Annotated in this window: 12 protein-coding genes and 2 pseudogenes; 9 read left to right on the plus strand and 5 right to left on the minus strand. The window is 39.0% G+C overall.

The window, feature by feature from the left end; all coding sequences use genetic code 11:
- Positions 1-224 precede the first annotated feature (224 nt).
- Positions 225-1,009 (minus strand): annotated as a pseudogene (gene fdhD, locus JCM9152_RS06195) (formate dehydrogenase accessory sulfurtransferase FdhD).
- Positions 1,010-1,127: 118 nt separating this feature from the next.
- On the opposite strand from fdhD, the gene JCM9152_RS06200 reads away from it, so the two are divergent.
- Both JCM9152_RS06200 and JCM9152_RS06205 read left to right on the plus strand, forming a co-directional pair.
- Complete coding sequence (locus tag JCM9152_RS06200; RefSeq protein WP_035342147.1) at positions 1,128-3,476, plus strand: FdhF/YdeP family oxidoreductase; 2,349 nt, start codon at positions 1,128-1,130, stop codon at positions 3,474-3,476.
- A gap of 76 nt (positions 3,477-3,552) precedes the next feature.
- Positions 3,553-4,059, plus strand: a complete 507-nt coding sequence (locus tag JCM9152_RS06205) for a ferritin (RefSeq protein ID WP_035342153.1) — start codon at positions 3,553-3,555, stop codon at positions 4,057-4,059.
- A 284-nt stretch (positions 4,060-4,343) separates the two neighbouring features.
- Here JCM9152_RS06205 and JCM9152_RS06210 read toward each other — a convergent pair whose 3' ends face one another.
- Positions 4,344-4,790, minus strand: a complete 447-nt coding sequence (locus JCM9152_RS06210) for a Dps family protein (protein WP_035342156.1) — start codon at positions 4,788-4,790, stop codon at positions 4,344-4,346.
- A 312-nt stretch (positions 4,791-5,102) separates the two neighbouring features.
- Positions 5,103-5,795, minus strand: coding sequence for a B3/B4 domain-containing protein (locus tag JCM9152_RS06215; RefSeq protein ID WP_035342159.1), 693 nt, complete (start codon positions 5,793-5,795; stop codon positions 5,103-5,105).
- A 159-nt stretch (positions 5,796-5,954) separates the two neighbouring features.
- On the opposite strand from JCM9152_RS06215, the gene queG reads away from it, so the two are divergent.
- From queG to JCM9152_RS06240, 5 genes are all read left to right on the plus strand, one after another.
- Positions 5,955-7,097, plus strand: a complete 1,143-nt coding sequence (gene queG, locus JCM9152_RS06220; RefSeq protein ID WP_035342162.1) for a tRNA epoxyqueuosine(34) reductase QueG — start codon at positions 5,955-5,957, stop codon at positions 7,095-7,097.
- Positions 7,098-7,165: 68 nt separating this feature from the next.
- A complete protein-coding gene (locus tag JCM9152_RS06225; RefSeq protein ID WP_035342165.1) occupies positions 7,166-7,699 on the plus strand; it encodes a methylated-DNA--[protein]-cysteine S-methyltransferase in 534 nt (177 codons plus the stop codon).
- A gap of 162 nt (positions 7,700-7,861) precedes the next feature.
- Positions 7,862-8,746, plus strand: coding sequence for an amidase domain-containing protein (locus JCM9152_RS06230; protein ID WP_035342168.1), 885 nt, complete (start codon positions 7,862-7,864; stop codon positions 8,744-8,746).
- Between the two features lie 153 nt (positions 8,747-8,899).
- Positions 8,900-9,373, plus strand: coding sequence for a tRNA (uridine(34)/cytosine(34)/5-carboxymethylaminomethyluridine(34)-2'-O)-methyltransferase TrmL (trmL, locus tag JCM9152_RS06235; protein WP_035342171.1), 474 nt, complete (start codon positions 8,900-8,902; stop codon positions 9,371-9,373).
- A 271-nt stretch (positions 9,374-9,644) separates the two neighbouring features.
- Entirely contained in the window at positions 9,645-10,202 is a 558-nt protein-coding gene (locus JCM9152_RS06240) for a DUF5366 family protein (protein ID WP_035342173.1), read from the plus strand.
- A 206-nt stretch (positions 10,203-10,408) separates the two neighbouring features.
- On the opposite strand, the gene JCM9152_RS23185 is transcribed toward JCM9152_RS06240, so the two are convergent.
- Positions 10,409-11,605 (minus strand): transglycosylase domain-containing protein, encoded by a 1,197-nt coding sequence (locus tag JCM9152_RS23185; RefSeq protein ID WP_235715639.1) that lies wholly within the window; start codon positions 11,603-11,605, stop codon positions 10,409-10,411.
- A 13-nt stretch (positions 11,606-11,618) separates the two neighbouring features.
- Positions 11,619-12,265: pseudogene (locus tag JCM9152_RS23990) on the minus strand (transglycosylase domain-containing protein).
- 323 nt (positions 12,266-12,588) lie between these two features.
- On the opposite strand from JCM9152_RS23990, the gene JCM9152_RS06250 reads away from it, so the two are divergent.
- Together JCM9152_RS06250 and lepB are read left to right on the plus strand one after the other, a co-directional pair.
- Positions 12,589-14,484, plus strand: a complete 1,896-nt coding sequence (locus JCM9152_RS06250) for a PrkA family serine protein kinase (protein WP_035342175.1) — start codon at positions 12,589-12,591, stop codon at positions 14,482-14,484.
- Between the two features lie 208 nt (positions 14,485-14,692).
- Positions 14,693-15,226: a signal peptidase I gene (gene lepB / locus JCM9152_RS06255; protein WP_035342368.1), complete on the plus strand. Its 534-nt coding sequence runs from the start codon at positions 14,693-14,695 to the stop codon at positions 15,224-15,226.
- Positions 15,227-15,277 lie beyond the last annotated feature (51 nt).

Here is a 15,277-nt window from a genome sequence, read left to right on the forward strand (position 1 = left end):
AGCACGAAATGATTCCAAAAAGACAACGAAAAACCGCTCTCCCTCCTGCGATTCTTTTCTACAAAGATGCCGTCTTTTTCCTACGTCCATTATAAAAAATTTCAGATCACCATTCATCATGAATTCTTTCCAGATGAATGGTGATTTTCATTTGACTAGCAATGGCTTCATTCGTTGTTCGCCTGATACGAGACACCGACTCGTATTAGAGAGTAAAATTTCGATCATTTAATCATACGTTCTGGATGTGAATATACATTAAATGATTTCTCACGTATAAATCCGATGGTTGTCATATTTAAATCTCTCGCTAGCTCAATCGCCAGTGTTGTCGGTGCGGATTTTGATAAGAGGATGCTAATCCGCATTTTGGCAGCTTTTAATAGAATTTCAGATGAAATTCTGCCGCTGAAAATGAGAACTCGGTTCGTAAGAGATTGCTGTTGAATGAGCGCATGACCATAGAGCTTATCAAGTGCATTGTGTCGGCCGATATCACTTCTTTGCAAAAATATGTGATCAGGTGTCGCTAAAGCTGCATTATGGACACCACCTGTTTTCTGGAAAATGTCACTCTGCTGCTGAAGTGCTTCCATTAATGCTATACATTGATTCGGTGTAATGCGTAGTGTGGACATCGCTGTCTTGGCCGTCTTCATATCGTTTTGAAAGTAAAATTGGCGACTCTTCCCACAGCATGAGCCAAATACTCGTTTCGTTGATTGCGTCACGTTTCTTTTTTTGTTTTCTAATGTGACATAGGCAGCGCTTTATAGTCGTCAATATGCACGGATTCTATTTCCTTCCTAGCAATGATGACGCCTTCCGAAGCTAAAAAACCGATAATTAATTCTTCCAAATAGGTTGGACTACACATTAACGTAGCGAATTCTTCTTGATTGATATAAATGGTTAAAGGAGTTTCCTCGACAATCGCATCAGTAGTCGATTTAAAAGCTCCATGCTGATATTTGATAACGGCATGTTGATGATTAAAATCATTATTCAACGTAGTAACCCTCACTTTTATAATGAAAATGCATACAAGGCTCATACGTTATTTTATAATGAATATAGTAGTTTGTGAAAGAGAGAGTTTGTAACGAGAAAAAGAGGAGTTGCTCTTAATGGGAAAAACAAAACATACAGGACCAATGAAACTAAATAAAAAACCTCAGCCTTCGTTATGGGCGGGAATGACTCCGATGGGGATTGGAAAGGTGAAGCCGAAGCATATTCGCGATACGATGAAGGTTGCTTGGGAGAATCGCGATAATGCCCGTTATGCTTATCGTATTTTAACAGAGGGTGTATGTGATGGTTGCGCTCTTGGTGTTTCGGGACTCTATGATCAGACGTTAAAAGGCCCTCACCTTTGTACGACGCGGTTGAATGTGCTGAGATTAAATACAGCACCAGCTATTGATGATAAATGGTTTGAGGATGTAGAGCAATTACGTAAGATGGATAGTACGCAATTGAGAAAATTAGGGCGTATTCCATATCCGCTTTCACGTAAGCCAGGGGAGAAGAGGTTTACAAGATTAACATGGGATGAAGCATTGAATCGCATTGCAGCCAAAATGCAGGCAATTGACCCGAAACAGCTGGCATTTTACTTAACGGCACGTGGTATTACAAATGAAGTCTATTATACTGCGGCGAAGGTTGCTAGATTTCTTGGAACGAACAATATTGATAATGCTTCAAGAATTTGTCATTCACCAAGTAAAACCGCTTTAAAGCGTTCATTAGGAATTGGAGCAGCTAGCTGCTCGTATAAAGATTGGATCGGGACGGATGTCCTTATATTCTGGGGGAGCGTCGCTGCAAATAATCAACCAGTTTCAACGAAATATATGTATGCTGCAAAGAAAGCAGGAACGAAAATCATTATGATTAACCCTTATCGTGAGCCGTCAATGGAGAAATATTGGATTCCATCGATTGCGGAAAGTGCGTTATTTGGAACGAAAATCGTTGATGATGTGTATCAGGTAAATATTGGTGGCGATATTGCGTTTATAAATGGTGTCATGAAGCATTGGTTTGAAATGGAGGAACAAGAAAAGGGATCAGCGATCGATCATTCGTTTGTTAAGCAGCATACGAAAGGGGTTGAACAAGTAGAAGTCCATGTCGGTGCACTCACTTGGGCCGAAATCGAACGTTCATCAGGTCTTTCCAGAGAGCGAATCGAAGAGTTTGCTCAACTATTAGCCAACTCGAAGTCAGGAGTATTTATTTGGAGTATGGGGCTGACACAGCATCGCTTTGCGACCGATAATATATCCCAAGTTGCTAATTTGGCAATGTTACGTGGCTTTTTAGGGAGAGAGCATTGTGGTGTTATGCCAATTCGTGGTCATAGTGGTGTCCAAGGCTCTGGTGAAATGGGGGCTGACCCATTCGTTTTATCAGGTGGTGATTTTGAACCGAGAAATAGGGAGAGAATGGAGAAGCTTTGGGGATTTCCAATTATGGATTGGCAAGGAGATACGGTCGGTCAATCTTTAGAAAATGCTCATTTACATGAAGAACATGAACGTAAGCTGAAGCTGTTTTATACGAGTGGTGGAAATTTTCTTGAAACGATGCCAGATCCGGATTTTATGCAACAAACATTAGAAAAGATAGAGCTACGCGTTCATCAAGATATTATTTTGAATACATCGACATTAGTTGATGCAAAAGAAGAAGTCATTATTTTACCAGCAATGACACGATATGAGCAGCCAGGTGGTGGCACGTCAACTAGTACGGAGCGAATGGTCTATTTTAGCCCAGAGATAAAAGGCCCTCGAATAGAGGAAGCTCGATCAGAGTGGGAAATTTATATTGATTTAGCCGGACGCGTGAAGCCAGATAAAAAAGAATGGATTCAGTTTAAAACCGTGGCTGACATACGTGCCGAGATTGCACAAGCGAATCCAAACTATGATGGAATTCAACACCTAACTGAAAAAGGCGATTTGTTTCAGTGGGGAGGAGCATGGCTCTGTGAGGATGGTGTTTGTCCGACTGAAGATGGGAAGGGGCAGCTTTTTGCCATTGATTTACCGGAAAACCGCCGAACAGAAGGTCAGTTCTTCGTAACAACTCGTCGAGGGAAGCAATTTAACTCGATGATTTATAGTGAGGTTGATCCCTTTAATGATGGAGATCGCTACGATATATTCATAAATGAAGAGGATGCTCGCAAGCTGTCAATTGATGAAGGCGTGTCAGTTATCGCATATAATCAATATGGACAGCTTCAAGGTAGAGCGAAATTTGAAGACGTAGCAAATGGAAATATTGCTGTCTATTGGCCTGAAGGAAATAGCCTTCTTCCAAAAGGGGTATATGAGAGTCATGCGAAGATTCCAGAATATAATTCAACGGTTATTGTTGAAAGGGCGGATGTGTTTCATGCAAAAAAAGATCAGAAATACGTTGAAAATCGAATTGCTGATTTAGAAATGTCAGCTGATTAAATGCTTAAGGTTTTTCCACACTTATCCAAGGGTATAGTATAATGGAGTAGATAACAGAAAGAGAGGATGATTAATCATGTTGGATGACCAATTGACAAAAGCTTTAAATGATCAAATGAATTATGAATTTTATTCAGCACATGCTTATATGGCAATGGCTGCTTATTGCTCAAGTGAAAGCCTTGATGGGTTTGCAAATTTTTTCTTAGTACAAGCTGAGGAAGAACGTTTCCATGCCATGAAGTTTTATAATTTTATTAATGCATTAGGAGAACGAGCAACGATTCAATCATTACCAGAACCTAAAAATACGTTTTCGTCTGTAAAAGATGCATTTGAACATGCCTTAGCACAAGAAAAGGATGTCACAAAAAAGATTTATCATCTTTCTGATTTGGCATTAGATCGAAGAGAGCATGCGACAATCTCCTTTTTAAAATGGTTTATTGAGGAGCAAGTAGAAGAAGAGGATATGTTCGATAGTATTATTCAGAAGCTTAAGCGAATTGATAATGATAGTAATGCCTTCTTCATGTTAGATGATGAATTTTCGAAGCGGTCGTTTAGTCCTGAGGATCAATAAGAAAGCTTTGCGACGATAAAAGCCTGTCGATTGTCTCGCTATTGTGAGACTCTGCCGACGGGTTTTTTAGAGGATAAGCATTTATAATATTCGAGGAAGAAAAGGGAACATGATAGAGGGGTTGGCAGACTCAAAGAAGAGCGTTGGCTTCGCTATTTACGCGTTTTGATGAAAGTACTCCACTTCCATCTTGTCCCGTAACGAATCCACACATCGCAATTAAGAAAAGACGAAAGAGCGTAAAAAAGCCATTGAGTAATCACTCTCAATGGCTTTGGGCTTGATTAGACTGATTTGCCAAGGAATGCTTGAAGCATCCAAGCGTGTTTCTCAAGACTTGAATGAATGGCAAGAAGCATATCTCCTGTTGTCTCATCATCCGCTTCTTCAGAGATAGCCATCCCCTCTCGTAGTTCACCGATCATCGTTGTGAAGTCCTGAGATACCGACTGAACCATATCTTCAGCAGTCTCTGTTGATGTTGCTTCTTCAATGGAGGATTCCGCTAAATATTCTTTCATTGTCGCAATCGGCTCTCCGCCTATAGCTAATAGTCGTTCAGCTAATTCATCGATATGAGTCGCAGATTCATTGTACAGCTCTTCAAACTTATCATGTAGGGTAAAGAACTGGTGCCCTTTTACGTACCAATGGTAATTGTGTAGTTTAACGAATAAAACGCTCCAATTGGCAATTTGCCTATTCAATACATCATGCAATTTCGCTTCCATCTTATAACCACTCCTACTGTTTAAATGTTCATTTGCTATATATTACTATTACCCATATTTGACTAAGCCTAAACATTAATTATAAAAATTAGTTAAGTATACGTACAGTTTAAGAGTGGCTTACCAGAGGCCACTGGAAAAGTAAAAATTAACTTTTTCAGTGCCTTTGATTTGATTAGCAATGGCGTCACTCGTTGCTCGCCTGATACGAAAAACCCACTCGTATCAGGCTTTTCAAAATAGGCAACGGTTACGCACATTGCTTAAAGGACACCGGAAAAGTTAAAAACCAAACTTTTTCAGTGCCTTTGCTTACCAACTTTTCTTTGTTCCATCTACATGGTGAATAAGGTGAGAGCTTTCACCTCCATGAATATGTGTAAACATTTTTGCAGCAGCCTGTATAAGCTGCTGAGCTTCAGCCATATCCATTGACGGTCGAAGATAAAAAATATGTAAAGCATCGGTCGTATGTTCAGTTACCTTTGTCCGATCAGAGTCAACAACTGGTCCTCCAAACGGACCAATGGTGTCAGCACTAATTAATTTTCCTTTGAGTTGATTTTCTCGTCCGTTAATTCCAAGATATGCTTCTCCACTTTGGCCGAGTCGTATGCTAAGATTGGTGTCAATTGTAGTAAGGTCATAAATCCCAATCGGAATTTCATATTGCAAGGAGAAAAATGTATTTAAATCGACGGCTGAGTGAATAAATGGAAGTGTGCTCCCTTTTTTTATGCGACGAAGAAGTGCTTCATTCGATGGACGATAGCGATTAGGGTCGATATGAAGGGATTTAAACGTTCTTCTCCATTCAGCGATGCCAGCAACTTCGGTTACAGGTTTCGTTGCTAATTCGACTTGTATCGTTTCTTGAAAAAAACGTAATCGCCCTTTTAACATTTGAGGAGACTCTTGAATTTCGATATGATGATATTGAATAATCCCTATTTTAAAGTTTGGTACAATTGACTGAAGAGATGGATCGATGTTAGTATGGATCATTTCATGTCCTCCTTCAATAATAGATTATAAGCTTATGTACGAGCTTTTTTAAAGCTATAAAATCACGTGACGGATTTGACTGTTCTCTAAAGGAAAGCCGATATGTGTTTGTTCTATTGTAGCATAAATGTAAAAAAGTAAGAGAAAGGTGGGTAGACCGTGACACTCGCCCAACTAAAAGATGAAATCATTGCATATAGTAAATCAATAGGTATTGATAAAATTGGCTTCGCTTCTGCAGATCCGTTTTTGCAATTAAAGGATCGTTTACTGACACAGAAGCAATTAGGCTATCAGTCTGGCTTTGAAGAACCAGATATTGATAAGCGCGTGACACCTGAGCGGCTCTTGCCTCATGCAAAAACGATTATTTCCATTGCGTTGGCGTATCCCTCAAAAATGAAAAACCCACCTAAGAATACGAGGGAAGAACGCCGAGGAATTTTTTGTCGGGCATCATGGGGAAAAGATTACCATCACATTCTTCGAGAACGATTGCAGAAACTAGAGCAATTTATTAGAGAAAGAGCTCCTGAAGCTAGGACTGTTTCCATGGTTGATACGGGAGAATTATCTGACCGGGCTGTGGCAGAGCGTGCTGGTATTGGTTGGAGTGGGAAGAACTGTGCAATCATTACACCAGAATTCGGCAGCTATGTGTACTTAGGTGATTTAATTACAACATTGTCTATAGAGCCAGATGTTCCTTTAACAGACCAATGTGGATCGTGTACAAAATGTATAGACGCATGTCCGACTGGCGCGCTTGTACAAGGTGGTCAATTGAATTCACAGAAATGCATTGCGTATTTGACGCAAACAAAAGATTTCTTGACTGATCAATACCGAAAAAAATTAGGGAATCGATTATATGGATGTGATACGTGTCAGCAAGTTTGTCCAGTGAATAAAGGAAAAGATGCTCATATTCATTCTGAGATGGAGCCAGACCCTGAAATAGCAAAGCCAAAGCTCATTCCACTATTGACAATGAGTAATCGAAGCTTTAAGGAGAAATTTGGTCATGTGTCTGGGTCATGGCGAGGAAAGAAACCTATTCAGCGTAATGCAATTATTGCATTAGCTCATTTTAAAGACGAAAGGTCGTTACCGGTATTGACGGATTTAGTTAAAAATGATCCTCGTCCTGTTATTCGCGGAACGGCTGCTTGGGCAATCGGAGTTATTGGGAGTTATCAGGAGAAAAAGCTTTTAACTGAGTTGAAAAAGTCCGAATGCGAGGAAAAAGTACTAGAAGAGATAGAAAAAGGCCTTAATATCATTGAAAATAAGAGTTTCTAATCATGCATTTTAGCAATGATTAAGATAATATTAGGTAAAGATGGACAATAGGAAGGAAGGGTTAATACATGTCAAGTCTATTCACGCATTATGTTGATGAGTTGGATAGCCCGCTAGGACCACTGACAATCGTAGCAACAGAAAAAGGTCTCTGTCATTTGTATTTTGGAGAAATGTCGACATGTCAAGCTAGTTTAAAGGCATGGCTGAAAAAACAAAGTCGTTGTGGAGATATCGTTCATTGTTCTGAAACTCTTCGTCCGTATTGTGCACAATTAGAAGAATACTTTGCTGGTGAAAGAGATCACTTTGATGTTCCACTTGATTTATGTGGTACACCATTTCAGAAAAAGGTTTGGAGTGCATTAACTCAAATTAGATATGGAGAAACGGTTTCTTATAAGGAAATTGCCGAAAGAATAGGAGCGCCTAGAGCTGTGCGCGCAATTGGTGGTGCTAACAATCAAAATCCTATACCAATCGTTATACCTTGTCATCGAGTCATTGGCAGTAATGGGAATATGGTTGGATATGGTGGAGGGTTAGACAAAAAGGAACGATTGCTATCTTTAGAAGGAGCAATCCAAAAGATATCCTCTTAATCAGAGAATATGAAGCTTAAAAGTAAGACTAGAAGTCGCAGAGGTATTGGCCTTTGTGGCTTCATTTTGTTTCTATTCAATAAGGAGTATTCATTCTACAGTTGTTCTGATTAATGGATTTTGATTTTCACGCATAGTGTAAAAGGAAAGGGGTGTAATCAGATGGATGAAAGGGTTATATTGAAATTGCATCAGCGTATTAAGGATCGGAGTCATGCATATGTTTCAAATAGTGAGAATACGGATCAACAAGTTGAAAGTGTACTAAGTATGCAGCGACAACGTGGAGCGACTATTGTCCGTACTCTTATTGAAGGTGATGTGCTTCGTTCTACTCAACTAGATGATCAGCGAATTGTTGATTATGTTCAACATGAAGAATTTCTTATTAAATTGAATGATGAATTTTATGTAGAAGAAAGAGAGTGTGTGAGGAGGGCCACATTTTTAGGGGAAACTTGTCAATCGGATCACCCAATTGGTTTGGAAGGGGATTTATCGGATAAAGGTGAGATAGCGCAAGTTGAATTTAGTCATGAAGAAAGTGGAGAGAATACTCAAAGGTCTACTTATGATCGGCGAAAAGCAGTGCAGTATGCCGAAAGATGGTGGAATGATTACAATCCTCAATATGAGAAATTTGAAAATAATTGCACAAACTTTATTTCACAATGCTTACGAGCAGGTGGTGCTGAAATGAGAGGCTTTTCAAATCGTTCCAAGGGGTGGTGGTATAATGGACGTACTTGGAGCTACAGCTGGTCGGTAGCAAATGCGATGCGTTGGTATTTAAGCGGGGCGAAATCAGGGCTTAGAGGGGAAGAACGAGCACGTGCTGAGCTGTTAGAGCCAGGGGATGTCATTTGCTATGATTTTAATGGGAATGGAAGCTGGCAGCATACAACGATCGTTGTAGCAAAAGATGCTAATGGAGAACCGCTCGTCAATGCGCAAACGACCAATAGTCGAATGCGTTATTGGAAATATGAAGATTCAACAGCTTGGACACCACAAATACAATATAAGTTCTTTCATATAAAAATATGACGATCGTGGGGGTATTCTAACCGGGAATCTTGAATGGTTTGAATACCCTTTAAGTGTAGCATCATTAAAATAAAATTCGGCGGTTCAAGGCGTCTTATGATATAATAAAATTCGTTTAAGAGACCATGATATAGAAAGATTGGGGTGGAGCGCGTGGGGCTTCATATTGTATTGTATCAGCCAGAAATACCAGCAAACACTGGCAATATTGCTCGAACGTGTGCAGGAACGAACACAATGCTACACTTAATTCGTCCGCTGGGATTTTCAACGGATGATAAAATGTTAAAGCGTGCAGGCTGTGATTATTGGCCGAGCGTGACAATTCGTTACTACGATTCTTTGGACGAGCTTTTCGCTAAGTATGAAGATGGTGAGTTTTATTTTATTGAAACAGTTGGTGAGAAGAACTATAGTGAATTTGATTATTCAAATGTAGATAAGGATCACTTTTTTGTATTTGGACGTGAAACAACAGGAATTCCTGATGAAATCATTAATCAAAATGTTGAACGCTGTCTTCGGATTCCTCAGACGGATCATATCCGATCGTTAAATTTATCCAATACTGCGGCAATTGTTATCTATGAAGCCATTCGTCAACAAGGTTTTCCTCATTTAACATAGAGAAACAAAAAATCGACCAGCTCTTATATGCGAGTCTGATCGATTTTTTCATTCATTAGTTCTTGTGAGGATTATCTTCATAGCCAGCTGTAAAGATGGCAACAAAGAATACCAAACATACTCCAAGGATAAGAATAGTTCCCATAAATCATAGCCTCCTTGCGACATGATCCTTTTTATTATAAATCAACTTGACGAAGAATGAAATATTAGAAATCTAAATTCACAATCAAGACACACTTAACGAATATGAAGAAATGGAGAAACGTTCATGACCAATCGTTATATTACTAGTCATTTCCCATTAATATCAATTGTACTCTTTAGCTTAGCGTTAGCCATCTATGTTCAAGGACTTATTTTGACTGAGCTTGTAAATATGGGAGTCTATAGCGGTATGCTAGAGTTCATTTCAGAAAATGGAATTAAACTGACTTTATTATTTTTATTAATGTTATTTTTCTTTATGGTATTCTCTGCCCTGAAGCTGATAACAGATACGACTATTGAGCTATCAATGCTCTTTTTCTCAAAAGACGAAGAAGGAACAGAATTGTCAAAGGCGAGGGGAGGTTCATGGATTTATTTAATAGGAAGTGTCGTCTCATTATTTGTTGCCAACCAACTTATTTTCATTCTTGCCCTCTTTTTACTCGCTAGCTTTATTTATTTTGTTTTTCTTATTTATAAAGTAAGCGATGTTCTATCCTTTGGTGGTCTTGTCGGATTTATTTTCTTTCAGGTTTTCTTTTGGGGGGCATTTGTTATTTCGGTCGTGTACGCTTTAGTACGCTTGTATAATAGCTTTATGGCAAGTTTGCCGATTTAATCTGGCAGAGTGAAACTTGCACCTATTATAAGTAGCTACTCATACAAATTCAAAAGAGAGTTTCCGCCTTTTCCTAAAGGAGGGAACTCTCTTTCATTTCCTAAAATGCAGTATGAGCATTTGAAGATACAAGTTGCTTCAAGTGTGATAGTTATTCTTGAGGAGTTAAAGCCTGCAACGTTCTTGTTCTTTTCACTATTTTGGTCTTATTTTATACTTTCCCTCCAAATGTCTAGTTGAGGTGAACGGTTGTTGACTCTTTCTATGGATTGGTTATCATCGTTACCAATCCATACTCCTGCTGTGTATTGGTCGGTTAAACCAACAAACCATAGATTGCGGTATTCATCAGTTGTCCCTGTCTTCCCACCACGGTAGGATGCTGTCATATTGGCCTGTCTTCCAGTACCACTTGTAATGACTTCATCTAGTAGCGAGCGCATTTTTTGATTGGTTGAAGAGCTCCATACTTGTTCAGACTCTTGTTCCCAACTATATAAAATCGTACCTGCTTGATCTTTTACAGCCCGAATGCCGTATGACCGTGTAAATGCTCCATCGGTTGCAAAGGTCGTGTAGGCCTGTGTGAGCTCAAGTGGAGATACTCCATATGTTAATCCTCCTAAAGCGGCGCCTGGAACATAGTCATCTGATACGACTCTTGAAAATGAAAAAGGCTCTAAATACGTAAACGCATGTTGAATACCAATTTGGTGTAGCAGACGGACAGCTGGTGTATTATAGGAATGTTTAAATGCTGTCGATATAGGGACATGACCATATTCTTGATCTCCATAGTTTGTTGGACAATAGTCGTTAATACATATGTTCGATGCATCAATTTGAGTTGAAATAGATGCACCTGTTTCTTCAATATAAGGTCCATAGACAAGAATGGGCTTTATCGCAGAGCCTGGCTGACGGAAATCTTGATATCCGCGGTGAAAATCAAACTTGTTATAGCCTTTGCCCCCGCTTATCGCGACGATCTCATGATTATGGTGGTCGATCATTGCGACGGCAGCTTGTATATCATCTTCAGGTAAATATCGTTGTACAGCTTTTGTAATGCTGTTCTGTCTATACGGTTCGAGAGCCGTTTCGATATGAATGCCGCTTTCAAGTAGCTGTTGAACATGGTTTTGCAGCTCACGCTCAATTTCTTGACGAGTTTCATCTGATTCTGCTTGCTCTATTCTCCATGAGTACCCTTCTGATTGTGCAATAAGTTCCGTCAGTTCGTGATGAATATAAGTGACGTAATCAGGAAACTCATCAATTCGTTGTCTCTGATTTAGTGTTAGGTGCTCATTGCGTGCATGTTCGTACTCTTCCGTTGAAATATAGTGAGCCTCAAGCATTTTTTGCAAAATCCATTCTTGGCGAAGTAATGTCCGATCCATGTGCTGTAGTGGATCATAATGACTTGGATTGTTCGGGATCGCACTTAAGAAGCTGCTTCGCTAATGTTAATTGCTCGCTCGGCTTATTAAAATAAAAATAGCTAGCCGCTTCAATTCCGTATACGCCATTACTGAAATAGATTGAGTTTACATAAAGCTCAATAATTTCTTCTTTTGTAAAATGTTTTTCTAATTCGTGTGAATAGAGGATTTCCGTCATTTTACGGTTATACGTTTGTTCATGCGTTAGAAAAAGGTTACGAGCAAGCTGTTGAGTCATGGTACTCGCACCTTCTTCAATACCTTCCTGCGAACGTTAGCCAAAAGAGCTCTAACCATTGCAATTGCATCATAGCCTTTATGCTCAAAGAAGCGTTGGTCTTCTGTAGCAATAAAGGCATCGATCACTTGAACAGGTATTTCGTCATAATGTAGGTATCGTCGATTTTGATCGTTGTAAAGCTCGGAAATTAAATCTCCATGTTGGTCATACATATAACTGTTAGAAGATAAATGTATGTCCTGCAAGTCGACTTGCTCATCTATAAGCTCAGATAAGGTTTTAACCTCTTTCACTTCAGCAGTCACTTCTATTAAGACAAATGCGAATACGATACTTGATATACTAGTGAAAATCCAACCGATTGTCATCTTTAGCATTATGTGTACACTCTTTTCTTATATGATCAAAATTTCAAAAAGATTTAAGGAGTCCAATCAAGGAGATGAAGTGGGATAATGGACGGGACATCGGTTATCTCATTACATGGGTTATTTGGATCAGACAACCATAATCCGAAGTAATGGCTACACGACATATTTAAGAAAAGAATGCTACGCATTTTTTCTTAATCTTTTCATTTTATATTTTACCACCAATTTAAAGAAAAAGGGTCATAATCATAAAAGATTGCATGTTCATTTCTTTTGCTGCATATGGTTAACTAATCTTGCTCTGACCATGAGGATGGAGGTTACGCTACATGTCAATCTTACGTAAAATTGAACATTTCAGAGAAGAAGAGGAGCGTCTAAAGTGGGAAGGTACATTTGCTGATTACTTAAACCTATTGAAGGAGAAGCCGTGGATTGCTCAAACCGCTCACTCCCGCGTTTACAATATGATTAAGGATGCTGGAGTAGAGGAAGCCAACGGGAAGAAAGAATATCAATTTTTTAAAGATCAGTTGTTTGGAGTAAATGAAGCCCTTGAAAAGCTTGTTGAGGAATACTTCCATTCGGCTGCTAAACGTTTAGATGTACGCAAACGTATCTTGTTATTAATGGGGCCTGTTAGTGGAGGGAAATCGACGCTTGTAACGATGCTAAAGCGTGGATTAGAACAATATTCACGAACGGATAAAGGGGCGGTTTATGCCATTAAAGGATGTCCAATGCATGAGGATCCTCTTCACCTTATTCCGAATCACTTGCGAAATGAATTCTACGAGGAATATGGGATTAAAGTGGAAGGGAATTTATCCCCATTAAATATGATGCGTTTGGAAGAAGAATATAGTGGCCGAATTGAAGATGTAATCGTGGAACGTATCTTTTTTTCTGAAGATAAGCGGACTGGAATTGGTACTTTTAGTCCTTCAGATCCGAAATCACAGGATATTGCTGATTTAACAGGAAGTATTGACTTTTCAACGATTGCTGAATATGGATCTGAGTCTGATCCACGAGCATATCGATTTGATGGTGAATTGAATAAAGCCAATCGTGGGATGATGGAGTTTCAGGAAATGCTTAAGTGTGATGAGAAATTTCTTTGGCATTTGCTTTCTCTCACTCAGGAAGGAAACTTTAAGGCGGGGCGGTTTGCTCTCATTAGTGCAGATGAATTAATTGTCGCTCATACGAACGAATCTGAATATCGCTCATTTATTGCGAATAAGAAAAATGAAGCGTTACATTCTCGAATTATTGTTATGAAGGTTCCTTACAACTTAAAAGTATCTGAAGAGGAACGGATTTATCAAAAAATGATTCAAGAAAGTGATCTATCACATGTGCATATTGCTCCACATGCATTAAAGGTTGCGGCCATTTTTACAATTTTAACGAGATTACAGCAGCCGAAAAAACAAGGCATTGATTTGTTGAAGAAAATGAGACTTTATGATGGAGAAAATGTAGAAGGCTTTAATTCACAGGATGTTGAAGAGTTGAAGCAAGAATACCCTGATGAGGGGATGAGTGGCATTGATCCACGTTATGTTATTAATCGAATTTCATCGGCCATTATTCGTAAGCAATTAACATCGATTAATGCACTAGATGTTTTGCGTTCGATTAAAGAAGGCTTAAATGAACATGCTTCCATTACAAAAGAAGACCGTGAGCGATACATGGATTTTATAGCTGTTGCAAGAAAGGAATATGATACGATTGCCAAGAAAGAAGTACAAAAAGCATTCGTTTATTCTTATGATGAGTCTGCGAAAACGCTAATGGATAACTACTTAGACAATGTTGAAGCCTATTGTAATCAAAATAAATTACGTGATCCGTTAACAGGTGAAGAAATGACACCAGATGAGAAATTAATGCGATCCATTGAAGAACAAATTGGCATTTCGGAAAATGCAAAGAAGGCATTTCGTGAAGAAATTTTAATTCGAATTTCTGCATATGCGAGAAAAGGGAAGAAATTTGATTACAATTCTCACGAACGTTTACGAGAAGCGATCCAGAAAAAGCTCTTTGCTGACCTAAAGGATATCGTTAAAATTACGACATCAACGAAAACTCCAGATGAATCACAACTGAAGAAAATTAATGAAGTGATTGCAAGGTTAGTTGATGAGCATGGATACAATTCAGTGTCAGCTAATGAATTATTACGTTATGTAGGAAGCTTATTAAACCGTTAATATCGCATGTGTGATGCGCCTAATGTGGTGATACTCTCCGCATTAGGCGCATCATATGATAGAGCTAAATGTAACTTGCTGCTTTCGGACAAGGTAAGATTGGAAGAAATGATCGATAATGAGGTAAAATAGGTGTTATTGCTCCTTGTGATGTCGAGATAACAGTGGTAAATTAAAGGAAACGGTGTAGATGGGTCGGGATACGATGATAGAGACAACGAAAAATGAATGGATGGAATGGGTCAAGGCTATTGTAGTTGCACTTCTTTTAGCATTTTTAATCCGGACATTCCTTTTCACAAGCTATGAAGTTCAAGGGGAATCGATGGAGCCTAGTGTGTTTGATGGGGAACGATTTATTGTGAATAAGGTAGGGTATGGCTTTTCAGATCCACAACGTTTTGATCTTGTCGTTTTTCATGCGAGTGAGACAGAGGATTATATTAAACGAGTAATCGGATTACCAGGAGATCAAATATCATATACCAATGATACGTTATACATTAACGGTGAAGAAATAGAAGAGCCTTTTTTAGAAGCAATGAAAAAGGACGGGCGTGATCGATACACACGAGACTTTGCTATGGAGGAGATCGTACCAGAGGATCATGTGTTTGTTTTAGGAGATAATCGTCCTAATAGTTTAGATAGTAGAAGACTTGGGTTTATTCCGATGGATCATATAGTCGGCAAAGTTGATTTACGATTTTGGCCAATTACAGATGTTGGAATTGTCAAGTAAATGGAATGGAGGATAGGCTAATGAGGCCTGTCCTTTTTTCATGCAGTGATT

This window comes from Halalkalibacter hemicellulosilyticusJCM 9152 (assembly GCF_000513115.1).
In the GTDB taxonomy this organism is placed as follows: Bacteria; Bacillota; Bacilli; order Bacillales; family Bacillaceae_D; genus Halalkalibacter; species Halalkalibacter hemicellulosilyticus.